This window comes from Enterococcus sp. AZ091, from assembly GCF_051714805.1.
Lineage (GTDB): Bacteria > Bacillota > Bacilli > Lactobacillales > Enterococcaceae > Enterococcus_D > Enterococcus_D gallinarum.
Window position 1 is genome coordinate 115,971 of sequence record NZ_JBIOSO010000001.1, and the last position, 24,683, is coordinate 140,653.

At 40.2% G+C, this 24,683-nt stretch carries 20 protein-coding genes and 1 other annotated feature; of the genes, 7 read left to right on the top strand and 13 right to left on the bottom strand.

All coding sequences use genetic code 11. The features are described 5' to 3' along the window. Positions 1–2: 2 nt before the first annotated feature. The 3 genes from IGJ28_RS00550 to IGJ28_RS00560 form a co-directional block, all read right to left on the bottom strand. Positions 3–4,142: a SpaA isopeptide-forming pilin-related protein gene (locus IGJ28_RS00550; protein WP_252712329.1), complete on the bottom strand. Its 4,140-nt coding sequence runs from the start codon at positions 4,140–4,142 to the stop codon at positions 3–5. 66 nt (positions 4,143–4,208) lie between these two features. After that, complete coding sequence (locus IGJ28_RS00555) at positions 4,209–5,909, bottom strand: SpaH/EbpB family LPXTG-anchored major pilin (protein WP_438845080.1); 1,701 nt, start codon at positions 5,907–5,909, stop codon at positions 4,209–4,211. Between the two features lie 623 nt (positions 5,910–6,532). After that, the gene (locus tag IGJ28_RS00560; RefSeq protein ID WP_021149136.1) at positions 6,533–7,141 is read right to left on the bottom strand and encodes a YitT family protein; all 609 of its coding nucleotides are present in this window, start codon (positions 7,139–7,141) and stop codon (positions 6,533–6,535) included. A gap of 444 nt (positions 7,142–7,585) precedes the next feature. Between IGJ28_RS00560 and IGJ28_RS00565 the strand changes: the two genes are divergently transcribed. Further along, entirely contained in the window at positions 7,586–8,584 is a 999-nt protein-coding gene (locus IGJ28_RS00565; RefSeq protein ID WP_252712331.1) for a beta family protein, read from the top strand. On the opposite strand, the gene IGJ28_RS00570 is transcribed toward IGJ28_RS00565, so the two are convergent. Next, the gene (locus tag IGJ28_RS00570; protein ID WP_252712332.1) at positions 8,553–9,122 is read right to left on the bottom strand and encodes a sce7726 family protein; all 570 of its coding nucleotides are present in this window, start codon (positions 9,120–9,122) and stop codon (positions 8,553–8,555) included. The genes IGJ28_RS00565 and IGJ28_RS00570 overlap by 32 nt on opposite strands. A 409-nt stretch (positions 9,123–9,531) precedes the next feature. On the opposite strand from IGJ28_RS00570, the gene IGJ28_RS00575 reads away from it, so the two are divergent. After that, the gene (locus tag IGJ28_RS00575) at positions 9,532–9,687 is read left to right on the top strand and encodes a hypothetical protein (protein ID WP_438845081.1); all 156 of its coding nucleotides are present in this window, start codon (positions 9,532–9,534) and stop codon (positions 9,685–9,687) included. A gap of 1,126 nt (positions 9,688–10,813) precedes the next feature. On the opposite strand, the gene rplT is transcribed toward IGJ28_RS00575, so the two are convergent. From rplT to nox, 4 genes are all read right to left on the bottom strand, one after another. Beyond that, a complete protein-coding gene (gene rplT, locus IGJ28_RS00580; RefSeq protein ID WP_003128653.1) occupies positions 10,814–11,173 on the bottom strand; it encodes a 50S ribosomal protein L20 in 360 nt (119 codons plus the stop codon). 61 nt (positions 11,174–11,234) lie between these two features. After that, positions 11,235–11,435 (bottom strand): 50S ribosomal protein L35, encoded by a 201-nt coding sequence (rpmI, locus tag IGJ28_RS00585; protein WP_003128650.1) that lies wholly within the window; start codon positions 11,433–11,435, stop codon positions 11,235–11,237. A 60-nt stretch (positions 11,436–11,495) separates the two neighbouring features. Next, on the bottom strand, positions 11,496–12,017 hold the full coding sequence (gene infC, locus IGJ28_RS00590; protein ID WP_003128645.1) for a translation initiation factor IF-3: 522 nt from the start codon (positions 12,015–12,017) through the stop codon (positions 11,496–11,498). A gap of 49 nt (positions 12,018–12,066) precedes the next feature. Continuing rightward, positions 12,067–12,188 (bottom strand) — a sequence feature (ribosomal protein L20 leader region). Between the two features lie 191 nt (positions 12,189–12,379). Then, entirely contained in the window at positions 12,380–13,714 is a 1,335-nt protein-coding gene (nox, locus tag IGJ28_RS00595; protein WP_003128643.1) for a H2O-forming NADH oxidase, read from the bottom strand. Positions 13,715–14,051: 337 nt separating this feature from the next. Here nox and IGJ28_RS00600 point away from each other — a divergent pair, with 337 nt between their 5' ends. After that, the gene (locus IGJ28_RS00600; RefSeq protein WP_252712374.1) at positions 14,052–14,687 is read left to right on the top strand and encodes a pentapeptide repeat-containing protein; all 636 of its coding nucleotides are present in this window, start codon (positions 14,052–14,054) and stop codon (positions 14,685–14,687) included. Positions 14,688–14,691: 4 nt separating this feature from the next. Here IGJ28_RS00600 and IGJ28_RS00605 read toward each other — a convergent pair whose 3' ends face one another. Together IGJ28_RS00605 and IGJ28_RS00610 are read right to left on the bottom strand one after the other, a co-directional pair. Beyond that, complete coding sequence (locus IGJ28_RS00605) at positions 14,692–15,594, bottom strand: magnesium transporter CorA family protein (RefSeq protein WP_003128641.1); 903 nt, start codon at positions 15,592–15,594, stop codon at positions 14,692–14,694. Positions 15,595–15,689: 95 nt separating this feature from the next. After that, a complete protein-coding gene (locus IGJ28_RS00610) occupies positions 15,690–16,334 on the bottom strand; it encodes a deoxynucleoside kinase (protein WP_003128640.1) in 645 nt (214 codons plus the stop codon). 413 nt (positions 16,335–16,747) lie between these two features. On the opposite strand from IGJ28_RS00610, the gene mvk reads away from it, so the two are divergent. From mvk to fni, 4 genes are read left to right on the top strand one after another with little or no spacing between them, the layout of a single operon-like run. Next, positions 16,748–17,680, top strand: a complete 933-nt coding sequence (gene mvk, locus IGJ28_RS00615) for a mevalonate kinase (RefSeq protein ID WP_252712373.1) — start codon at positions 16,748–16,750, stop codon at positions 17,678–17,680. Continuing rightward, positions 17,673–18,692, top strand: a complete 1,020-nt coding sequence (gene mvaD / locus IGJ28_RS00620) for a diphosphomevalonate decarboxylase (protein WP_003128638.1) — start codon at positions 17,673–17,675, stop codon at positions 18,690–18,692. The genes mvk and mvaD overlap by 8 nt, the downstream gene beginning before the upstream one ends. Then, the gene (locus IGJ28_RS00625) at positions 18,689–19,768 is read left to right on the top strand and encodes a phosphomevalonate kinase (protein WP_156248051.1); all 1,080 of its coding nucleotides are present in this window, start codon (positions 18,689–18,691) and stop codon (positions 19,766–19,768) included. The genes mvaD and IGJ28_RS00625 overlap by 4 nt, the downstream gene beginning before the upstream one ends. Continuing rightward, positions 19,768–20,808 (top strand): type 2 isopentenyl-diphosphate Delta-isomerase, encoded by a 1,041-nt coding sequence (gene fni, locus IGJ28_RS00630; protein ID WP_138371486.1) that lies wholly within the window; start codon positions 19,768–19,770, stop codon positions 20,806–20,808. The genes IGJ28_RS00625 and fni overlap by 1 nt, the downstream gene beginning before the upstream one ends. Positions 20,809–20,987: 179 nt before the next feature. Here fni and celB read toward each other — a convergent pair whose 3' ends face one another. The 3 genes from celB to IGJ28_RS00645 all read right to left on the bottom strand — a co-directional run bounded on the left by celB (position 20,988) and on the right by IGJ28_RS00645 (position 24,672). After that, complete coding sequence (gene celB, locus IGJ28_RS00635; RefSeq protein WP_438845082.1) at positions 20,988–22,349, bottom strand: PTS cellobiose transporter subunit IIC; 1,362 nt, start codon at positions 22,347–22,349, stop codon at positions 20,988–20,990. Between the two features lie 3 nt (positions 22,350–22,352). Next, the gene (locus IGJ28_RS00640; RefSeq protein WP_103300342.1) at positions 22,353–23,744 is read right to left on the bottom strand and encodes a glycoside hydrolase family 1 protein; all 1,392 of its coding nucleotides are present in this window, start codon (positions 23,742–23,744) and stop codon (positions 22,353–22,355) included. Between the two features lie 160 nt (positions 23,745–23,904). Then, complete coding sequence (locus tag IGJ28_RS00645) at positions 23,905–24,672, bottom strand: DeoR family transcriptional regulator (RefSeq protein WP_081131380.1); 768 nt, start codon at positions 24,670–24,672, stop codon at positions 23,905–23,907. Positions 24,673–24,683: the final 11 nt, after the last annotated feature.

The following is a 24,683-nucleotide window of genomic DNA, read 5'->3' on the forward strand; positions in this document are numbered from 1 at the left end:
GATTACGCTCCTTTCTTTCCAAGCTGACGGTAGTAATAAAACAGCGCCCAGATTCCTGCCAAACCAAACGCACTTGCGATACCTAAAAGCCAAACCATTGGCCCATTGGCCCCCGCTTGCGGTAATTCTGTCGCAGGATCATCTTCTTGATAAACGAGAATTGTTTGATTCCCTTCAGTAATCGTGACTTTAAGCGGTTCTTTGATCAATTCGTAACCGACAGGTGCTTTTGTCTCTACAAGATTGTATGCTCCAGGTGCTACACCTGTAATGTTCAGATAACCGTTCGTATCTGTGGTTGCTGTTGCGACTTTTTCGGTCTGATTATTTCCTTTGTATAAATCAAACGTCGCACCTGCTAAAGGTTTACCAGTTGTTTTTTCTACATCGCTCAGCTGTCCGTCACCATTGGCATCGACTGCAGTTCCTGTTTCGTATTTAAATAACCGGATAGTAGAAGCACGAATCAAACCAATGTTGACATCTGTTATATGGTGAAGATTATCCTTCAGATTTTCATCGGCTGCCAAATCCGTTAATTCTGGCATTGTATACGCTGCAGTCTTGAATGTGTCTGGATCCGCTTTGGAGTTTCGTGTTGGATCATCCCCAACGAGTGGTTTTGTTACAGAAAATTTCTTCTGCACCACTTGATCACCAACCACAAATTCCGCGATGTATTCTCCTTCTGGAACGTTTGCAAAGAGATATTTCCCTTCTGCATTTGTTTTGATCAAAGAATTGCCCGCATCATCAACAAATTTTTCCCCAGTCAAGCTTTCTTTGACTAATTCATTTTGATAGGTGTCATCTACATAACTTGTGCGGTAAAGTTTCACTGGAATGTCTTTGGCAGGTTGTTCTGCATTTCCGTTTGCCAAATTACCAATCAACCCATCAAGGTTATCGTCATACCATGCAAGCCCGGAAAGGTCACGACCATAGACAGTAGTTTCAAAGTTTTGTGAGCGAACCACCATGTCTAAATGAGAGTTGAAGCGAATATTATTGACCAAGACATCTTCTGGTTTCTGACCACTTGGATCAATCGTAATTGTCAAAGTAAGTGTCTCGCCAACAGGCAATGAGTCTGTTTTCACTAGAAATCCTTTGGCTTTAGAGATGTCAGACGTTCCTGCATTATAGAGTGTCCAATCATCAATATCATTCGGATCTGTCTCTTCATTGGCTTTCTCCGTGGTAAAATAGATTTCTGCATCAGGATCATCCACACTGACATCTGTTACATTGTAACTACCGTGTAAGATTGTCCCTCTGGAATCCCCATCGTAAGGAAGCACATCGCTGATTCTCACGTCTTGGATAGGTTGTGCTGACTCATTCTTTGTAATCATTGTGTACTTGATAGCATCGGTCACCCCAACCGGTGTATCATCTCCCACTTCAATGAGTTTCTTGTCTCCTGTTTTGCTGACGATTACTTGTTGGATCAGTTTTTCTTTGAATGTGTCTGATGAAGATCGAATTGCTGCATCCGTTTCGTCTTTTACTGATGTATCATCTGCTCGCCACATTTCCCCTACAGTAGAGACTGTTAAATTGTCAGTAAATCCACTAGAATCAAAACTCAATTCTGGAAAATCAGATGTTGCTTTGAAATTCACTTCTACACCAGTTGTCAATGGCATATCTGAGAAGGCCCAACGAAGAGTGTTTGTTCCGTTAGCATTCGTTGTAATAGTTGGTTCGGGTAATGACTCTCCTATAGCATCCTTGCTGGAATTGGCTTGATAGTGGATTCCTTTTGGCAATGTTGTCGTCAATGCCCCGTCATAATCAACGGTGCTCGTTCCTGTCAACGCTCCACTTACTTTTATAGAAATTGTTTCAGAAGTATCGTAGAGTTCTTTTTCGATTTCTGTCTTCGTTACAATACTGAAGGGATTCACATAGGCTGATTCACCAAAAATACAATAATAGGTCATTGGAATAGAGGTTGCTTCTCCGCTAGCATTATACTGAGTTGGTAAGTATGTTCCAGTCGTGCCTGCCAAAGGATCATAGAGAATATTTCCATTGTTATCTTTAAATTGATGTGTGCTCAGTAATACTAAAGGATTTCCTGCAGGAGTCACGTTGCCGGGTTGTTTTTGAATAACCTTCAACGGGATTCTCGGCATACCTTTCCATCCCGTTGGAACAGATGTTTTTACATAAGCAGCAACGGCAGATATTTGTCCACCGCTTGCTATTGCCTCTTCTGGTGTGGCATACCAGTTATATAGCTGTTCTGTCACACCGAACGATTGAACTTGCATTGTTACTGGAGCAGTATTTGCAAAATTCTTCGCAACACCATACATAAATTTTGGTTTATCGGATACAGGCTCAATTACAGACGGTCTCGAAGTATCATATGCGAATGCACTGGGATCCCACATTAGTATGGTATCTTCTTCAAAGACTTCATCATTGGTTGTTCCGATGAAATCAAAAGCAACAATCGAGTCACCGGAAGATAACCGCGCATTTCCTGTATTAGTTGAAACACTAGGTTGATTTAGTGCTAAATTAGTCAACCAACTATGCATATCTGAGCTGCTTGCTTTTGCTAGTACTGGTCCACAAACATACGCCCCAGATGCTGTGACAATATTAGGATATGAAATACTTGAATTATTGGAAGTTGTCACCCCATCATAGGAAACAGAATCCACATAAAAGCTCATATCGTATCGACTCCAGTTGCTTGTTCGAGCAATCGCTTCTGTTTGAGTACGGTCCCAAGACATAATGAGCTCTAAACTTGAAAATGCTTTAGATGAACCACTAGTAGTTCTATTCCCAGTCATGAGGTACGTATATGGATTGACCACTCCTGCATAATCGGAGTTGGTGACATCGCCATTAGTGGTAACGTTAAAGTTACCTGATTCATAGACACCGATCTCTTCCAGCAATCCTTTAGGCTGTGTAGAATAAATCTCACCAGTATTGGCATTGGGAATCGCTAATGGTGCGGTAAATACATTGGTATTTACCGTGCCCACGTTTTTCATAAATGGTTGCGTCCGCTGATAAGTTGCTGGTGCATAAGCGCCTATCGAATAATTCGCGTATTGTGAAGTCGCTAAATTATTCGTAGTGGAGCTTCCATTGACTTGATAGGTTCCTTTTTGCTTGATCGTGTAAGTGATTGGTCCAGTAGGGAAGGAGGCGCCTCGATAATCACCTGTAGCTCTTCCTTCCAATGGACGCAATACAGTAACTGCCCCGATATCATATGCATCTAGATTGGCATTGCTTCCACCAAATACATCTGTTCCTTTTTTTCGATCCCCTGAAACCAATTGAATCTCTACCGATGGTTTAGCAGAAACCGTTGTCTGTGGAACCGCAAATTCAGAATCATACACACTGTTAATGGGTTCGGTTACACCACTTTCCAAATTTTCAGCATCTACTATGGTTAACTCAAAAGTCGGTTGCATCACCGTCCCATGCTTTGCATCGAACACATTCACTACGATTGGCACAAAGATTTGCCCTGTATCACTAATCGTCGATTCCATGATACCTTCCGAATACTGGGTACCATCACCTGCTCCCGTATCAACATAAGTCCCGTTTGCAATTTCTCCATTGACTTGAGGAACGCCATTACTATCTTTGGTAATTGCATTAGGGAGGGTCGCTTTCAATCGATAACGAATATTGGTGTAATCTTGATCTTTCGTACTATTTTGAATCGTAAATGAAACAAGATAAATCACTTGATCATGAGAGCGAACAATGGTATTCGTCTCATTCGAGTCATACCCAGGATTATCATTTGTATCAAATGTTGCTGTTCCTGTTTTCAAACTAATTTTGCCTTCTCCCATTTGAATAGGAGAACTAGCAGTAGTTCCGATTTCCTCTGACGTTGCTTCACTAAAGTAGACAGGTTTGTTTAAGGAATCTTTGGGTGTGTATTCCTTATTTGTCAACTCTTGCAAACTCTTATCCGTCACAGTTGTTGGAACAACGATCACCTCCGCATTTGAATCCTCATTAACCGAAGAAGAACCACTATCATCTGCCTTTAACGTAGAGGCAGATGGAATAGCCCAGATAATCAGCAAAGCGAGTACAACCGGAAACAGAACGGCGACAAGTGTATTCAATTTAAATTTATTCATTCCTTAAGTCACCTCATTCTTTCCTTCTGAACTCCTCTTAGTTTGTTTGACGTTTTTTATCAATCACTACAGCAGCTGTACCAATTGTGATGGCGCCAATTCAATTGCGATCAATAATGTTGTTCCAGCTCCCCCAGTAAATGGTAGATCGGTCTTCGTTTCATTGACGATCGTTGCTTCAATGATGTCATTAGATTCACTTGCTAAATTGACTGTGATTTGTTGTGGTGCTTTCAATAATTCATAGCCTTCTGGTGCTTTTGTTTCTACTACCCAATAGTCACGTTTGATTTGATCGGCATCAAATGTTGGCTCGGTACCAATATCTTGTTGTCCGTCACCGTCTGTATCGGTATACCAGTTCAACTCAAGACCATTAAATTCTGCCAATCCTTGATCGTCAGAGGTAGCTTTTAAAAGAGTGACGCCATTTGGCATGTCAGTAACTGAGCCATCGTTATTCAATGTATAAGACTTACCATCAGAAGCTAAGAATTTATTGGCTTTCGCATCTTCTTCACTTGTTGCAAGATGGAATTCTGCCCCTGCTAACAATTTAGCTTCGTCTTCTGCTGTCTTCTTGATGTCAAATCCGCCTGTGTAGTATTCTGGGTCTTCTTCAGGTGGAGATGGTACTTCAACCGGTTTTAATCCTGGACTTAAATAATCTACATCCATGTGGTTGACAATGGTTCCATTGAAGTCTTTGTCTGTATGGGTTTCAAAAACAACTTGGATCTTCGTATCGCCATTAGTGGCAACTTTCTTCATTCCAGCTTCAGTCAAACTAACAGCAACAGCTTTTGCATTCTCAGATTGGTCAGTGACTGGTTCTGTTGCCACATTAGCACCATTCAGTGTAACGGTATAATCTGTGCCAAATTCAAGTGCTACCCAGTCACTGGAATCTGTCTTCGTATTAACAGTTAACCCATCCAACAAAATCTTTTCGTTCAATGTATCGCGAATCGTATAGTAGTCAGCGTAAATTTCGTCGCCTGCAGAGACTGGAATATCCGCAACTTGATTACCATCTTTGTCATAAACTGGTGTAATAACCATGTCTTTCGCTGCAATTTGGTAGAGTCCGCTTGGAAGAGTGGCATTGGCTTCCCAAGTGAAATGATTTCCTGCTTTATTGGAGAAACCTTTTCCTTCTTCAACGGTCTTATCTGGTTCAAGCAAAGATTCCATAATGTTCTTCGGTTGAACGACTACATCATAGATTAATGAGCCTAGATCATCACGGTCCGTTTGAGGTACTTGCACAAAGAATGGATCTGCTGGTTTTGCAACGGCAGGAGAGACACCACGGTCATCTTCTAATTCGGTAACTAAATAAATGCCATCTGCCGCATTGCCGCTACCCAAATTCGCTTTGACAGACCCATCTGCTCCTGTCGTTACTGTTTGAGCAGTAAATGTGTTGTCAATCGTATAATCGGTTCCTTCTTTTTGATCTAATGGATTCGTTAAAGCAGCATCACCGATTGCCGTTACCCGTTGAATGCGGAATTTGATCCCTGCTAACGGCGTCTTTGTAACCGTATCATCCATCTCCCCATCGCCACGATCACCCAGTTCAGATAGATCTTTCACTTCATATTTCCAAAGTGTAATAGAACGAGGGCTAGTATTATCTGCAACAGGACCTGTAGTCGCTGCATAGGCAGATAAAGTGCCAGCAGCTGGAACCACCAAACTACCTGCTGTGAAAAGAGTTGTTGCAACAACGAACTTTGTAACTAATTTTTTCTTTCGTTTCATTTCTGTACCTTCTTTCATATTTTTTTAAATCTTTCCTAACCTACACATGCCTAAACAACCAATCCAACATTTTCGTTTTACATAAAGATCACTCCTAAAAAAGTGCAAAGATTATCTAAACAGATTATCGGATATTTTCGCTATTAGGAACTGACAAAATCCTTTCAAAAAATAAGTATTTGAGTCTCATTCTTACTTAGTAATCTTTTTAAAAAAGGAGTAATTCTTATCATTTTGCGCCTGGAAATGAATGGATAAAAGCGATTTTTATCTCAGACTTGAGCATTTTTTTAATAAATAAGGACATTTTACTTCGTTTTTTTCTGAAATATGTGTTAAAAATCACATGATTTGGGATTGAGAAATCTCTTTCACTTATTGACCTGTTTATGAAAAAGACAAAATTCAAAATAAATCAACTTATTTTGTCATATTGCGCATTTTTAACGGTTTCTCTCTATTCGTTGATAGACAAAAAACAAAAAACACCTCATAAATCTCCGTATAAACAAGAGATTTATGAGGCGAGTCAATTAATGAAATAACCCCAATTTGAATTGGATCACTACTGTTAGTTTGTCGTTTTTATTGCGGATGAAAGGAAGCAAGAATCACCAAATAGATCACCGACTGCTTCTTTTCAACAAAAAATCTAATAGATAAGAATTGACAAAACTAAATAGTAATCCAATTACTACTGATTTGAAGCCATAAGTCAAAAATCCTAATATTAATACCATAAAGTTGATATAGCGGATACCCCGAGCAATACTAAAATCAGGCCGCTTTTTGTTGATAGCCATGGCAATCACATCCATCCCAACAGTTGAAGCGTTAGCCGTGATGCAGCAATAGTACCCTACCGCTATGAACAAGCTCGCAAATAAGAAATCAAGCATTAGGTTTACTTGAAAATCAATCTTCATATAATAAAAAAGAGCAAAAAATAAATTATAAAAAACACTGCTGATAATGGACTTGAAAAAATTGGCTTTTCCTAAAAATAGCCAACAAAAAACCAGCAGAAGGGTCGTAATACCAGATGTCAAATAAACGATCGGTACATTGGTCACCTTTTCTAAAATCATCGCCATACTAGTGACACCACCATTGATGATCCCATTAGGTTTCATCCATTTCGCATAAGCAAATCCCAACAAACTATTACCCGCGATGATTTTTAGGACTGCCTTTGATTCTTCCAATACTTCATTCCTCGTTACTAGTTTCATTTGATATCCTCCCAGCCTCAACAGGAATCCGATTTCATTGTAGACTACTATACCATTAGTCAAGCGAATTTGGTATTTTGCTTAGCGGAAGAAACAAAAAACCCGCTCATTGAGCGGGTTCAATCGTTGTAGAACAACGTGAGTTTATTTGTTTAAAGCGTCTTTTGCTTGGTCAGCCAGAAAATAGTTTTAATAGGATTTGCTAGCATTTAAAACAATCCGATAATATTAACTTTTCGAATATAATCATTTAACAGAATTTAACTCAGTTTAAATTTATTCTGGGCAAATCTGAGGCAAATTTCTTCATCAAGCGTGGCATGCAAACACAAAAAAATTAACTGACCATATTGTTAATTGATTATAAAAATGATGAAATGGTGCTATCTTAATGATACAATAACAGAGAGGCTATTCGAATGGATACACAAAGGAGGTTTTTATTTGTACGTCCCAATTTTAAAAGAAAAACAAGGTGAAAAAGATGCATTAATGCAATTAAGCGAAAGTTCTAAGAACGCAATTTGCCCATTGCTAGAAGTAGCTCCTGAGCACTTTCAAGGTTCTGTTCCAAGTACTTTAGAAAATTATTGGAGGGATAGGCGTTATTATTTAGATTTCCCTTATGAAAACATTTCTGAAGGGATAGATAATAGCGTTTTCAAAAATTGGATAATCAATAATAATTCTGAGTACATGATTCCTGTCATCCACTTATCTTATGATGATGAAACCATTGCTAAGGTTATTAATAAATTTAGCGATGGTGTTGCCATACGGTTTACTATTGACGATTTTTTTGAAGAAGAATTCCTTGAGGAATTCAACAAAATATCAACAAAGCTTGAATTACAAAATGTTGATTTAATCATCGATTCCCAAGACATTAACGCTTCCAATTATAAAAAACAAGCAGCATCAGTGAAATCTTGCTTGATTGATATCCCAGATATACATGATTACAACTCTATAATAGTTGTTTCTGGTTCCTTTCCTACGACACTGGACATTGAAAAAGAAACTTTTTTAACAATCGGAAGACATGAAATAGATTTTTATAAATTAATCAAAAATAGCTTTACAGATTTAAACCTAGTCTTTGGTGATTATGGTATAAACCATTGGACAAGTTTTGAATTCATTCCTGGTATGCAGCCTTCGTTCAATATAAGATATACTCTAGAAAGTAACTATCTTGTATACAAAGGTAAAACATTGAAAAAAGGCGGTCTGAAGCTTGACAATGTCAAAAAATGTTGTATTGACTTAGTCAATTCTCAACATTTTTTGAAAAAGTCGTTTTCATGGGGCGATTCTGTAATACAAGAAATTTCTGACGGAACCAAAGGTTCGGGCGGGAATTTAACTACATGGAGAGCAATTGGTACTAATCATCACATAGAATATATTGTTAAACAACTCTCCAATCTTTTCGATGCTTAAGCGTTTCTCGAGTATATTGTTTTAAACTAGTAAACTCGATACTATTTCCAACCATTTCAACTAATTCAGGTTTGGTCTTATTTGAATAACCTCTCACTTTATTATTCTTCATGAGCAATCTTAACTCACTATTCCATAATAAGTCAGTCAAACCTCTATAGGTTATTCTTTTATTGAAGGACGCTGATCTTATATTCTTTAAAGAGATTTTTCCAAATTTATTTTCATAAGCACTGATTATTCCCCAATGCTCTGGAACATACAGTTCAATTTTATCCTCAAACTTCTTTCCTACTACAATAATACATTTATCAAATGTTGCATCATACATCTCAACCTGATTACTTAATCTATCTAGTGTGTCAACATCACTCTTTATTTCATAGCCCTTAAATAAGCCATTCGCAATTGCAACATCCACTCTTGCTTTACCGTCACAAATAACTAATTCTTCAAGAATTCTATATTCTTTTTCTTGATTTTCCCTAACCAATTTATCTATGAGAACATTTCTTATATCTAGATCAGTTAGTTTCATAATATATCACCCTGACATCTTAAAATTTTAGATAAATATAAATTATCTTTTCGAATAGTATATCAAAAACTAGAAGATTTATTTTAAATTATATTAACGAACTATTCTGTATTCACTCAGTCTAAATGTAGATTATTAAGCAATATACCCTCATGGATCAAACGCTTCGTTCTGTCTTGTAACATGCAAACAAGAACGAGGGGATAATCTCCTTCGTCCTCTATAAGCAAGATAGTTTAATTTTTTACATTCTATTATTGAACATATTCCATCATCGCATTTATATCCTCGGCTGCAATATTTCCAGCATAGTTTCTAGTAGCAAGTGATAACCCCGTTCTCCTCGCTCGAGCCATTTTAGTATAGTCATGTATCGTTACTTTTACAAGCTGGCGTGCCTATAAAAGAAATGAGTGAACGACCAGAATATAAAGATATGAAAATCACTCTGGAAATTTATTCTCATGTGATGCCTAGGAAAGTTAAGAAAACAGCTACAAAGTTTGCTAATTTTAGTGATTTTTTAATTGTATCACAAACCACCAACGCAAGTACATACTTTTGAATTTCCCATCTAATGTGGAGCAACCGTCCATTTTATAGGCAGTTTTTTACATGCGTATTAAAGAATACAATATACTTCTTTTCTAAATGGAACTTTTGTTTTTGTGTATCTTCTTCGCTTCCTGGCATGTCTTGAATATGGCACTTTGTTTTTATTATAAAAATAGGCAACTATCATTTTCTTTTTTTGTATTTGCCATAACCAATATTTCTGATATTCTTCTTGCCCACCACCGAGGTCATTATCGAATGTGCGTGTCACGATCTTAATTTTGTACTTTCCTCTACATTTCCAGTCAATGAAAATCATAAGTGCTATTGCTATAATAATCAGTACGACAAACAAAATAATTAGCGGTAAATTAGGCTTTATATACAAAATGTACAATTTTACGAAACACCCTTTGACCTTATTTATTAAGTCTACAAATTCTACCTTAACCGACTCCTTTTATTTATCATTATACCAAAAAAGCTCATCAAAGCGATAAATTTCTCAAATCTCTATATTCACATTTAACGCAGAATGGTCATTCACTTTTACGCCTACACTGATACTAATGCTCACCCTCTCATCATTCACAGGTGTAGTTGTAACTACAGTTGTTCCTAAACATCTCTTCCAAATTGGAGCCAACTATTTCTTAGTGTAGCGGATGGTCGCCCTATAGCCGTAACTACACACTCATACTACATCGATAATTTTGGTGCTGTATGGGTATGGTAGATTTGTTGTAGCCCAGTAACGGTTGGCGCAATCTCGCTCTCACCTAAGACCTGAGGGCGTAAAACACGACAACAGAACAAAGGGTTCACCAAGGAAAATTTCCCTACGGGTACATCCTAATGTCTCAAAACGCTCCTTCAGGGCAAGCCATTCATGGTGTCTCCTAATTGACCAAACAAGCGCAGTTTAGTTCTCGTTGAATTTCAGACATTCTGAAGATAGGCGCGCTTTGCGCCTACTAATATTTTATGCTAATGAATTTCGTCGTTCCAACCTGCCATAATGATTCGTTAAGTCATCATCCGCAATGGACTTTCACCATATAGTTAGTCACCATGCCTGGCGCACAACAAAAAACCCGCTCATTGAGCGGGTTCAATCGTTGTAGAACAACGTGAGTTTATTTGTTTAAAGCGTCTTTTGCTTGGTCAGCCAATGCAGTAAATGCTGTTGCATCGTTTACAGCCAAGTCAGCTAACATTTTGCGGTTGATGTCGATTTCAGCTAATTTCAAACCGTGCATCAATTTTGAGTAGCTTAAGCCATTCATACGAGCCGCTGCGTTGATACGAGCAATCCACAATTTGCGGAAGTCGCGTTTCTTTTGACGACGATCGCGGTATGCGTAGTTGTATGAATTCATTACTTGTTCTTTTGCTGTTTTAAATAAAGTGTGTTTAGAACCGTAGTAACCTTTTGCTAATTTTAGCACTTTTTTACGACGTTTACGAGTTACTGTTCCACCTTTAACACGTGCCATGTATAATTCCTCCTAATATGAAAATCGATAGTTGTTTGAATTTGTAAAGCCTGGGACGCAATTATTTCATGCGTGCTAATTGTTGACGGATACGTTTGTAATCGCCAGCTGAAACCATAGAAGCTTTACGCAATTGACGACGTTGTTTTTTTGTTTTACCGTGGAAACGGTGGCTAGTAAATGCACGGAAGCGTTTCAATCCGCCGCCGCCAGTACGTTTTACGCGTTTTGCTAATCCGCGGTGTGTTTTTTGTTTTGGCATAACTAATTTCCTCCTCAAAATCTTTCGTTATCTGACTTTAAACTGAAACTCAGTGAGTCATTATTTATCATTTTTTGGCGATAATACTAAGAACATGCTGCGTCCATCCATTTTTGGTTTTTGTTCAACGGATGCTAAATCAGCTGTTTCTTCAGCCAAACGATCCAACACTTTCTGACCAATCTCTTTATGGGTAATGGCACGGCCTTTGAAACGGATCGAAGCTTTTACTTTGTCCCCTTTTTCAAGGAATTTACGTGCATTACGCAACTTTGTGTTGAAATCATTGACGTCGATCGTTGGACTTAAACGAACCTCTTTAATGTTGATTACTTTTTGTTTTTTACGAGCTTCACGGTCTTTCTTCTGTTGCTCAAAACGATATTTTCCGTAATCCATAATTCTTGCTACCGGTGGTTTCGCATTTGGTGCCACCAATACCACATCAAGGTTTGCTCGTTCTGCAATTTGCAATGCTTCAGCTTTACTCTTTACACCAAGTTGTTCGCCGTTTTGATCAATCAAACGCAATTCACGTGCACGAATGCCGTCGTTTACCATCATATCCTTTGCTATGGTCATTCACCTCCGAGTTTTTTGAGAGAAAGAAAAGCTTGTCGATTCGAAATCAGACAATAAAAAAAAACGAGTTCTTCACGAACCCGCACGTACTCCATACACAAAATGTAGGAATCCTATTCTGCCCAGCGATACAGTCACTCAGGCGAGAAGCGGGTGCTTCTGCTTTAATTTCTCAACTTTTATAGTATACTGCTTTTTTTAGTTCTTGTCAATGATTTTCATGATTATTTCAAAAAAGAGCGCTTAACAAAAGTGAACAGCCACCTGAAGTTTCGGCTTGGTTCCAAAGAAGCTACTTCTAATCGTTTATTTGAAAAAAGAAGCTGCGACAAGATTTTTGTCACAGCTCCCTCAGCTATTTATTATTCAGCTTTCAATGCAGCCATTGTGATGTAGTTGTATGGTTGATTGAAGTGTGGTAAGAAGAAGATATCAAGTAATTTCATCTTGTCGATGGTTACACCTTCTTCAATTGCTAATGAGAACATGTGGATTCCCATAGCGATTTCTGAAGTACGTGATGCCATTTGGGCACCAATCACCCGACGTGATTCTTCTTCGTAAACGATCCGGATTTTCACGGTATCGTTTTCTTTCATGAATCCAGGTTTTTGCGTATCTTCATAATCTGAATACTTCACTTTCACACCGTTACGTTCTGCTGCTTCTACGGAAAGACCGGTAGAAACCATGTTGTAACCAAAGATTGAGATTCCGTTTGATCCTTGGACCCCAGTTGATTCCAATGATGTACCGCCAATGTTATGGCCAGCTACGATCCCTGAGCGAACGGCATTTGTTGCTAAAGCGATGTAGGTCGTTTGTTGCAATGCATTCGAATAAACCGTTGCACAGTCTCCAACCGCAAAAACATCTGGGTCACTTGTTTGTTGGTGACGGTCTACCAAGTAGGCACCATTCGTAAATAGTTCCAAGTGCTCTTTGCCTAATGTATTGTTTGGCAAGAAGCCGATCGCATTGATCACAAGATCCACTGGATATTCTCCATTATCCGTTACCACTGCTTCTACTTTGTCGGTTCCTTTGTATTCTCGAGCTAATTCACCAAAGTGCAATTCGATCCCATGCTCTGCTAAGTTTTGATCCATGTCATCCGTGAACCATTTGTCATAGTAGTTTGGTAATGCACGGTTAGCGGCATCAAATAAAAGAACGTTTTTACCACGACGTTTTGCAGCTTCTGCAATTTCCACTCCAATATAGCCGGCCCCGATGACAGCAACATTTTTTACTTCTTCAGCTGCTAGTTCTTTATCCACAGATTGGCCATCTTGGAATCTCTTCAAGAAATGAATATTGGCTAAATCACGACCAGGTACTTTTGGCGAAATTGGTACTGAACCTGTTGCCAAAACAAGTTTGTCATATGTTTCTACCACTTCTTCACCATCTTTTGTTACTGCATGAACCGTTTTTTTCTCAAAATCAATATGGTCAACAGTTGTTTCCATATAGATTTTTGCTCCCTTTGCCTCAAAATCTTCCCGTTTTGTATAGAATAAGCCTTCATACGAATCGATTTGACGTCCAACCCATAACGCAGTCCCACAACCAAGGTAACTGAGGTTTGTATTCCGATCGATCATTACCACTTCTTGATCTTGGTAATTGTCTAATAAGGTATTTGCTGCGGCAATCCCTGCGTGGTTCGCACCAATAATCACTGTTTTTGTCATGGAAAAATTTCCCCCTTTTGTTTATGGTTTCATTATAGCTACATTGTGAATTTAAAAACTATCAAGATTTTCGCAAACCGTTAAAAAAATGACAGTTTTTACTGGTTATTGCCGAATTATCCTTGAATTATGCTTCTGAAATGAAGATTTTTCTTAAAACAATTCATAACCTTGTGAATATAAGCGTATTTATTTTTCATAAAACCTTGCTATTTCAGCAGCTAAAGTTAGCCTATTGAATTAAATTCACAATCTATCCATCAAACATCTTTGCACTGCTAAAGGCATCGCTAAAAACATGGTATACTATTAAAAAAACAAAATTTTGAGGTGCAAAATGAAAAAAAAGCAGCCGGAGCCTCTTTTACCGATTATTGAATACTCAGAAACAAAAGATTTTTATCTTGAAGATGAAGAAATTTTTGAACAAGCTTTTTTTACAGAAACTGATGCCAGTTATGACGCTTGTACGGGTCTCATTTTAAAACAGTGCCACTTGAAAAAGGTCACCATGCAAAAGACAAGACTAGAGCATTGGGAATGCCAAAATGTTTTCTTTGAAAACTGCGACTTTTCCAACATGGAATGTTTGGGCGCTAGCTTTCATCAAGTACACTTCAAAAACTGCAAGCTGACCGGTACAAATTTTGCAGAAAGTTATTTTCGTGACTGTACATTTGAATCTTGCGTCGGCAATTTTGCTTCCTTCAGCAACACCAATCTCAAAACGATCCGCTTTGCAGAGTGCCAGCTAAATGACACAGAATTTTACGAAGTCCAATGGAAAAATCTCCAGTTGCAACACAATCAGCTGACAAACAGTAATTGGTTCCGAACCAAACTCTATCAGCTGGATCTGCGGACCAATCCTTTCCAGAAAATCGCTCTTTCGCAAGAATTGTTGCGGGGATTGATCGTTGACCAAGAACAAGCATTAGTGATTGCAGCGGGGTTAGGTCTAGTGATTGACTGAAGCATCACTTGATTCTGCGCCAGAGTGCAATCAACATCCATCCTGACAAGACTAAACTGATCAGCAGAGCGATTCCCCAGCCAAACACGGTATTCGTGAAGGGCAATGGAACGTTCATGCCAAAGAAGCTGGTAACGATCGATGGTACCGTCAGCAACAACGACCAAACAGTCAGGAATTTCATCGTGTCGTTCAAGTTGTTGTTCAACAAATTATTGTACGTACCTGACAATTGTTCCAGAATTTGAAACGCTAACTGAGTCATTTCAACGGCTTGTTTCGCTTCGATCAGTGCATCATCCAACTGCTCTTTTTCATTGTCGTCCATTAAACGAAAGAATGACAAAGCTTTGATCTGTTCTAATAAAACGGCGTTTTGTTTCGTTGCCGAAACCAGATAAACTAGTCCGATCTCCAAGTCAGACATTTCCAACAAATTTTTATTGGTGGTCTTTTCCCGCAGCCGTTGATTGAGATGCACGCGATCGCTATTGACTTCTTCGACTAAAGGAAAAAAAGTTCCTGAGATCAAAAAAAGACTATTAAAAAGAAAATGAATCGGTGTTTGCAAAGGATTTTGCACGAGTATCCGTTCCATCATCGGAATCACATATTGGGTATTTCTCGAAGAAAAAGTAAACAGCCGATCTTTTTTTAAGATAAACGTCATCGGACTTGTTTCAAAATGATTGTCTTTCTTTTCTTGTTGAGGTACGTTGAACACCAACAACAATGCTTGGTCATCAGTATCGAACTCCACACGGGCACGTTCATTCTTGTCTAATGAGTAAGTTAACATCTCATCAGTCAACTGGTGCTGTCTTTGTAAACGCGCAATACTGCTACTGTCTTGTTGATCCACTTGAATCCATTCATAACGGCCATTGTAAAATCGTTTTTTTTCCACTGGTTTCCCTCCACACGTTACATGTTCGCTTTCTTCTATTATAAAAGAAAACAGCTGGAATCCCCACTTTTATGGGCTGGACTCCAGCTGTTGCTTTATTTGCGCACTTTTGCCAGTGCTTCGTCGACCATCGCTAATACCTTTTGGGCTGCTTCTGGATCTTCAACAAAGTTGAATTGATCGCCGTCGATTTGGATTTTTGGACTTTCTTGGTATTCTTCATACCATTGATCATACCGCAGATTCAATTCTTGATAATAGTCATACAAGGTAGGATCAAAGGATAACTGTTCATATTCCCGTCCCCGTTTATTGATCCGTTCTAACATAGTTTCAAAAGAAACCCGAATATGGACCAATAAATCTGGATGTTTTTTATGAGCTGCATAAGGCAATTCTTCCAACATGTTGGCCAATAAATCATCATAAACCCGAACTTCTGTATCCGTTGCTCGTCCTAAATCAGCATTCAAATGGAAAAGCAGTGAATCTTCATAAATGGATCGATCCAATACATTATTATCATCATTCAATGCTTTTTTGATACTATCAAAACGTTTATTCAAAAAATAAATCTGCAATAAAAAAGCATATTTATTTGGATCGGCATAAAACAACGGCAGCACTTCATTATCATCGATTGACTCATAAAATGCTTGACTGCCTAAATGATCAGCTAACAATGCAGTTAAACTTGATTTTCCTGCGCCGATAGTTCCTGCTAATACGATCACGCTCATATCCCCCAACTCACTCATCACTAAATATTGTATGTTTCATTTGCGTAATCAACTATACACTACTAGATATTGTATCGTCAACCCAGCGCTTTTGAAGCACAAAAACAAAAAATTTTCAATAAAAGTTTAAATATTTTCAGTTTTTTACGATTTCTTTTTCGGAATGCTTAACGAAACAGCCTTCTTCTAGTAAAATAAGAAAGAATCTTTTATTCGTTTTTCTGCGAACTTTTCTGTTCTAACGGAAAACAAGGATCTATGATGAAATCACTAGTAATTATTAAGTAGATTGCAGCTTAGTTTAAAAGAATGACTCACAGGATCAAAGGGGAACCTTTATTTTTTTGCCTGCTGCTTCCTCTGAGACATTCTTTTGACTTCTGCTGCAGTTCTAAGAGAAATGAGGATAATGAATGTCACTCGGTACTGGCATAGCTACAGGGAAAATCATATTAATGGGTGAACATTCGGTCGTCTATGGTGAACCCGCCATCGCTTTTCCATTTGCTGGCGCAAAGGTCCACGTGACGATCACTGCCAGCCTAACGAATGATTTAACCTCCAATTATTACCATGGCCCACTAGAAGAAGCTCCTTCGCATTTAAAAAATGTGAAAGAACTTCTTCATCGCTTGCAGCAAGACCATCAAACCGGTCCCTTTTCTGTTTCGATCGTTAGTACAATCCCTTCAGAACGAGGAATGGGTTCAAGTGCGGCAGTTGCAGTTGCGTTGACTCGGGCCTTTTTTGATTGGCAGCACAAAGAGTTAAAAAAAGAACGGCTATTGGATTATGTCGATTTTTCTGAGAAAATCGCCCATGGAAATCCTAGCGGTATTGATGCTGCAGCAACAAGCGGCAACGAGGCGATCTACTTTACCAAAGGGCAGCCGATTACTTCTTTTCCATTGATGATCGATGGCTTTTTGTTAGTCGCCGATACAGGGATCAAAGGTCAGACCCGCACAGCTGTCAAAAGCGTCGCGCATCTGTTTGAAACGCAAAAACACCAAACGAGTCAGGCTATCAGCCGCTTAGGTTCTTTAGCAAAGACCGCTAAAGAAGCTATCTTACATAATCAGCTGACGCAGCTAGGTCAGGCAATGACCCACGCACATGAGACCCTCCGGCAACTAGGTGTCAGCAATCAAAACCTGGACGATCTCGTGTCACTGGCATTAGCCAACGGCGCTTTTGGCGCAAAGCTGACGGGCGGTGGCCGCGGTGGCTGTATGATCGCTTTGACTCAAACAAAAACACAGGCTGAAGTGATCAGCCGTATTTTATTGTCCAATGGCGCCCATGCCACTTGGATTCAAGGATTAGGAGCTTACGAACATGTATAAAGGAAAGGCGCGAGCCTACACGAATATTGCTTTGATCAAATATTGGGGCAAGGAGAACGAAACACTGATCTTGCCAATGAATAACAGCTTATCTTTGACGTTAGATGCTTTCTATACAGAAACCTCTGTTACCTTTTCAGAGGAATATACTCAAGACCGTTTTTTCCTGGATGACAAACAGCAGAGTGAGGCTGCAACGAAGAAAATCTCCGCTTTTTTGGATCTTGTACGCGCAAAAGCCAATTGTCCTTTTTTCGCGCAAGTCAACAGCCGCAATTTCGTTCCAACAGCTGCTGGTCTTGCTTCATCTGCTAGTGGACTAGCTGCTTTAGCCGGAGCCTGTAACGCAGCACTTGACTTACAATTATCACAAACAGAACTATCCCGTCTCGCTCGGCGGGGATCTGGCTCTGCTTGTCGCAGTATTTTTGGCGGCTTTGTCGAATGGCATACTGGTGATGATGACACGTCTTACGCAACACCGATTGCTTCGGAAGGCTGGGAAAAAGAGCTAAGTATGCTTTTCATTTTGATCAACGACAAAGAAAAAGATGTTTCCAGTCGTGACGGGATGCGTCGGACTGTAGAGACTTCCAGCTATTATTCTGGTTGGCTAGAAAGCACACCACACGATTTGAAAAAGTTAAAGCAAGCCATCCGCGAAAAAGACTTTCAGTTATTAGGTGAAACGACAGAAGCCAATGCCCTAAAAATGCATGCCACTACTATGGCGGCGACTCCACCGTTCACCTACTGGTCTCCTGAATCCTTGCGAGCAATGGATTGCGTCCGTTCCTTGCGTCAAAAAGGGCTGGCCTGCTACTTTACGATGGATGCCGGACCAAATGTCAAAGTGCTTTGTCAAAGAAAAGACGAAGAAGCTATATTAACCCAGCTGAAAAAAGATTTTCATCCTGAACAATTAATCGTTGCTCACGCAGGACAAGGGTTGGTTGATTTACCAATGACAGTGACCGATCCGTCTATGACAAATGAAGGAGTGTCGAAATGATAGAAATCTCAGTCCCCGGCAAATTATTTATTGCAGGTGAGTATGCGGTCGTTGAACCTGGACATCCAGCGATCATCGTTGCGGTGGATCAATTCATCAATGTGACGATCGAAGGCGCCCGCAAAAACGGCAGTATCCAATCTGCCCAGTACAGTGACTTGCCGATCCGCTGGACTCGCCGCAATGGCGAACTAGTACTGGACCACCGAGAAAATCCTTTTCATTACATTCTAGCTGCTATTCGTCTAACAGAAAAATACGCTCAAGAAAAAGGAACCCTGCTCTCTTTTTATGACTTAAAAGTAACGAGTGAGTTAGATAATTCCAACGGTCGAAAATATGGACTTGGTTCTAGCGGTGCAGTGACCGTTGCTACCGTCAAAGCACTCAACCTCTACTATGATCTAAAAATGGATCGCTTGACGCAATTCAAGATCGCCGCATTGGCCCATTTGGCCGTGCAAGGGAATGGCTCGTGTGGTGACATTGCTGCTTCTTGCTATGGTGGCTGGCTAGCTTTTTCCACATTTGATCATGAGTGGGTCTTACGAAAACAGCAGGAATGGACATTGACTCAGCTATTGACCAGTGATTGGCCAGAGCTTTCGATCCGTCCATTGACTGTACCAAAAACATTGCGCCTGTTGATTGGGTGGACAGGTAGTCCTGCTTCCACTTCTGATTTAGTTGACCAAGTCTATCAATCAAAAGAAGCCAAAGAAAAGGGCTATGCCAAATTTTTGGCAGACAGCAAAGACTGTGTCAATCGTTTGATTGATGGCTTTTTAAATGAAGACAGCCGAACAATCAAAAAAATGATTACCGAAAATCGAAAATTACTTGTAGGATTATCTAGTCTGACTGGTGTAACCATTGAAACACCCGCTTTAAAGAAACTATGTGACTTAGCAGAAACCTATCGCGGGGCCGCCAAGTCTTCAGGCGCTGGCGGCGGGGATTGCGGCATTGTGATCGTCGATCAAAAAACCGGGATCTTACCATTGATGAGCGCTTGGGAAAAAGCCGACATTATTCCATTGCCGCTGCATGTCTATCATTATCGGGAGGAGATCTAATGAATCGAAAAGATGAACACGTCTCATTGGCAAAAGCCTTTCACAAGCCACGGTTGAATGATTTTGATGCGGTTCAAATTATTCACCAGTCCTTTCCCGAGATCGATAGCGCACAAGTCACTTTGGAAACGGAACTCTTTGGCCGCTCTTTCGCTACCCCTTTTTTCATCAACGCCATGACAGGCGGAAGTGAGAAAAGCAAAAAAATCAACCAAGACTTGGCTGAAGTTGCGAAAGCTTGTGACCTGATGATGGCGACTGGTTCTGTCTCAGCTGCATTAAAAGACCCAGCGCTGTCCGACACGTTCCAAGTCGTTCGCCAAGTCAATCCAGAGGGCTTTCTTTTAGCAAATGTCGGTGCTGGTAGTTCCGTTGAAAATGCCTTGCGTGCGATCGACTTATTTGAAGCCGATGCCTTACAGATCCATCTGAATGCCCCTCAAGAATTGGTGATGCCAGAAGGGGACCGTGAATTCAGCAATTGGCTAAGTCTGCTGGAACAAATCGTAAAGGCGGCTCCAGTACCAGTTGTCGTAAAAGAAGTCGGTTTTGGTATGACCCGAGAGACTATTCAGCAATTGATTTCGGTAGGCGTACAAACGATCGATGTTGCTGGTAGCGGCGGAACGAGTTTTACCCAAATTGAAAATGCCCGCAGAAAAAAACGAGAAATGGCTTACTTGAATCACTTCGGCCAATCGACGGTTATTTCTTTACTAGAAGCCAACGAAGTGCAACACTCCTTCACGACAATCGCTTCAGGAGGGATTCGAGATGCCTTTGATATTTTCAAAGCTTTATGTCTTGGTGCCAAAAGTGTCGGAATCTCTGCTACGATTTTGACCATGCTCTTAGATAAAGGACCTGAAGAAACGATTGCCACCATCCAGTCTTGGAAAGAACAGCTTCAGCTGCTCTACACCATGGTCGGACAAACCCGGACACAGGATTTGACCAATGTACCGCTAATTTTCTCCGGTTCTGTCAAAGACTGGTGTCATGCCCGGCATATTTCGTTGTCGGATTATAGTTTTCGCTAAAAAAGAGGCTGGGACAGAAATGTTAAACTCCGCAAAATAAGGAAGAATACACGGAAATTGCTTTTCAAATTTTGGGGTAGTTCGATTAATTTCTCGGAGTTGCTTCTGCTTCCGCCATTTAGACGTGTTTAGAGCGTGGGACAAAAGTGTTTTTTACTTTTGTCCCACGCTCTTTTTGTCTACTGATCATGGAGAGTCGCTTCTGCTTCGTTTGCTTGCTGCTCCGCAAAAAGTTTACTATCGTACATTCGGAAAAATGGATAATAGCAGACAACCGAAATCAATAAATTAAGGATAGCGATCAAGATTCCGCGAAAATCACCGCCAGTTCCAAGAAATGCTCCAATCCCAACAGGTGAGATCCAAGGAATCCCGGTGATCACTTTAGCTACAAAGCCAAAGGATGTAGCAAAATAAGCAATCGTCACATTGATCAGCGGTGTCACAATAAAAGGAATAATCAAATAAGGATTATAGACGATTGGCGCACCAAAGATCACTGGTTCGTTGATATTGAACAATCCTGGAAGGATCGCCGCTTTGCCCAATACTTTCAACTGTTGGGATTTAGCTCGAAACAGCATCAACAAGACCAACCCTAACGTACTGCCAGCACCGCCAATAAAAATGTACATATTGACAAAATCACCGGCAAAAATGTTGGTTGCTCCATCGATGTTTTCGGTTAAAGCAACTAATAAAATAGGATTGATAAAACTGTTTTTGATGACGGCTGTTCCGTGAACACCAACGGCCCACAACAAATGGATCAACAACATGATTACAATGATCCCTAGCCAAGAACCTGTCAAATCTTTTACAAATTCAAATGGTTTTGACAACAAACCATGCAAGTCGGTATGAAAAACGGCTAAACAGCCATTGATCAGAATCATCAAAAAAGCAATAATAATCGCTGGAATCAGGGAAGCAAATGCTTTACTGACCCCATCTGGTACTCCCGCTGGCATTTGGATCGTGATTTTCTTTTTAACACAAAAACGATAGACTTGGGTTGCCAGCACCGCCGTAAGGATACCGATAAAAATACCGACCCCACTAAACCGTGTCACCCAAGAGCCAAGTGCTACACCATTATAGATGATAGCTGTCTCTCCAGTTGTTTGAAGCAATTGTGCCCCACTATCTGAAATATCGACTTGAATGATCGTCATCAAAAATGCAAACAACCCAAGAATTGCGCCAACAAAGCTGCTCAATTGGAGTTTTTCTTCTTTGCGATAGATGTCCGTTAAATAATACGCAGTGGCTAAACAATAAAAGAGTGCGATCGAGCCGATAGACATAGTTGCCGCGACACTATAAAGCGGGGAAAATTTCAAAATCGTCTGTTCAAAAAAGCTGGCCAGCGGCGGAATAATTTGAGGCAGGTTATTGATGATCAAAAAAGTCGAGCCAACGATCGTGAAAGGAACCGTGATGACTCCCGCTTGCATGATTGCTCGGATAAAACGCAAGTTAGCGACTTTATTTAATGGCGGCATCAATCGCTGCTCTAAAAAAGTAAAGACATGATTCATTGCTTATCCCTCCCAATGTCCGTTTTCGATCAACTTTTGATACCAGTAAAAACTATCTTTTTTCACACGCTTTTGCTCTTTTTCATCGGCATCATTCCGATCCACATAAATAAAACCATAGCGCTTTTTGATGCCTTCATGGACACTGATCAAATCGATCGCAGACCAAGGACTATAGCCAATCAATTCCACTCCTGACTCGATAGCTGCTAGACATTGCTGGATGTGCTGCTGCAAATAGTCGATACGGTAAGGATCATGGACTGCGCCGTTTTCTTCCAGATGATCTTCTGCTCCCAAACCGTTTTCTGTGATGAGGATTGGTAGATGGTAGCGATCATAGAGTGTTTGCAAAGTCGTTTTTAAGCCCAGAGGATCAATGGTCCAGTTAAACGCATTTTTCTTCAAATAGGGATTCGTAAATCCTTTATAAAACCCTCGTTCCATGATGTCTTCACTTTGTTGATCACTGATCCCATTCGTCATGTCTCCTTCCATCGTTGGCTGTTCAACTGTGACCGTTGTATAGAAATTCATAGCTACAAAGTCTGGGAAGGCACTGGTCATCAAAGCCTGATCCTCTGGGTGGATAGTGATCTTCACCCCATTTTGATTCAAGTAATCTTGAAAGACTGTATTGTAGCGTCCTAAGCAGGCAAAATCTAAATACGCCCAATTCCGAACGCTATTGAAATAAAGGGCCGCCTGATTGTCTTCCGGCTTGCTGGTTGCTGCATAAACAAGCGAGATATTAGGGACTGGTCCAATTTTTCCATTTGGAACGAGTTCATGGCAATGTTTGAAGGCAAGCTTTTCAGCAATCATCAGATGATGGAATTGCTGGTACTTCTCTGGTAGAGGAATCGTCTTGCCTAGAATCTTGCGATCGACTAAGAGCATGATATTCGGCTCATTGATCGTCAACCAATGGGTCACCCGATCACCATAAGCGTTGAACAATGTCTTAGCATAGGTTTCAAAAGCTTCAACTGTACTGCGATTTGTCCAGCCTCCTTGATCTTCCAATGCTTGTGGTAAATCAAAATGATTTAATGTAATAAATGGTTGGATTCCCTGCTTCAACAGTTCGTCGATGACAGCACTATAATGGTCCAATCCTTTCTGGTTAACACTTCCCCGCCCCTCAGGGTAGATCCGTGACCATGCAATTGAAAAGCGAAAAACTTTGATTCCTAGTTCTGCTAACAAGGCGATATCTTCCTTGTACCGATGATAATGATCCACCGCTACTGTAAAATCGGCGATCTCGTTATTGTCTCGGGGACGAGTATCTTGAACACTTAGTCCTTTACCATCCGCTAAATAAGCTCCTTCTGTTTGATGTGCGGAAATGGATGCTCCCCATAAAAAATCTGTTGGAAATTTTGATGTCATGATGTTCTCCTGTCTTTTTTAGTAAAGCGCTTTCTGGTATTTAGGATAATCGTCTCCTTGATCAAAAGCAATAGCCGGACAAGAACTGTTCATGAAAGAATATTTATGAACGTTTCTCCTTAATTGATTGTCTGAGAAAAACTTCAATGCTAAATTAAAATCATAGCAGTGAAAACTGCAGACCTTGAGAAGAAAATTGCGCCGTCTCGATCTCTGAAAGTTGCCTATTGCTAAACAAGCGATTCGCCATAAACGTACGATCAATCATAAATCCTCGGACATGGCCAATATTTTCTCCTTCCGTATAGATGATTTTCTCTCCTTGAGTATGCTGAAGCATCGTCCGATACACAAAGGATTCACTTAGTGTCGTTGTTGTGATTTCATGGGAATCGATTCCTGAGGCTTCAATCAAACACAAATCAGCCGTATATTTGCTGAAAGCCAGTGTCGCTATATCTCCGACTAACGCAGTGGAGTTGCTTTCCACTTCTCCTCCACACAGACAAACAATCGCCCGTCCTGGTTTTAGATCAATCAATGCGGAATGGTCATTGGTCACAATCGTTAAATCAAAATCAGCAACTGCGTGGATCAATTCTTTCGACCAGCGTCCAGCCCCCACAAAAATCAATTTCTTTTCTTGCAGCAAAAGGTGTAACGGTGGAAGCAGTCGCTGCCAAGGAAATTCTTCTACCGATCCAAGTTGCTGGGATTCTCTTTTTTCTGATTTCTTGATCCGTTTCACGCCGCCATAATAACGTTCAATCAACTGCTTTTTTTCCAGAAACAACAAATCCCTGCGAATCGTCACTTCTGATACTTGAAATCGATCCGCTAATTCTGAAACAGTCCCATAATCATACTTATCTAAGTAGGTGATCAAGGCCTCTCGTCGTCGAAAAACACTTCCCTGTGTGGCTTTCATTTTTTCACCTT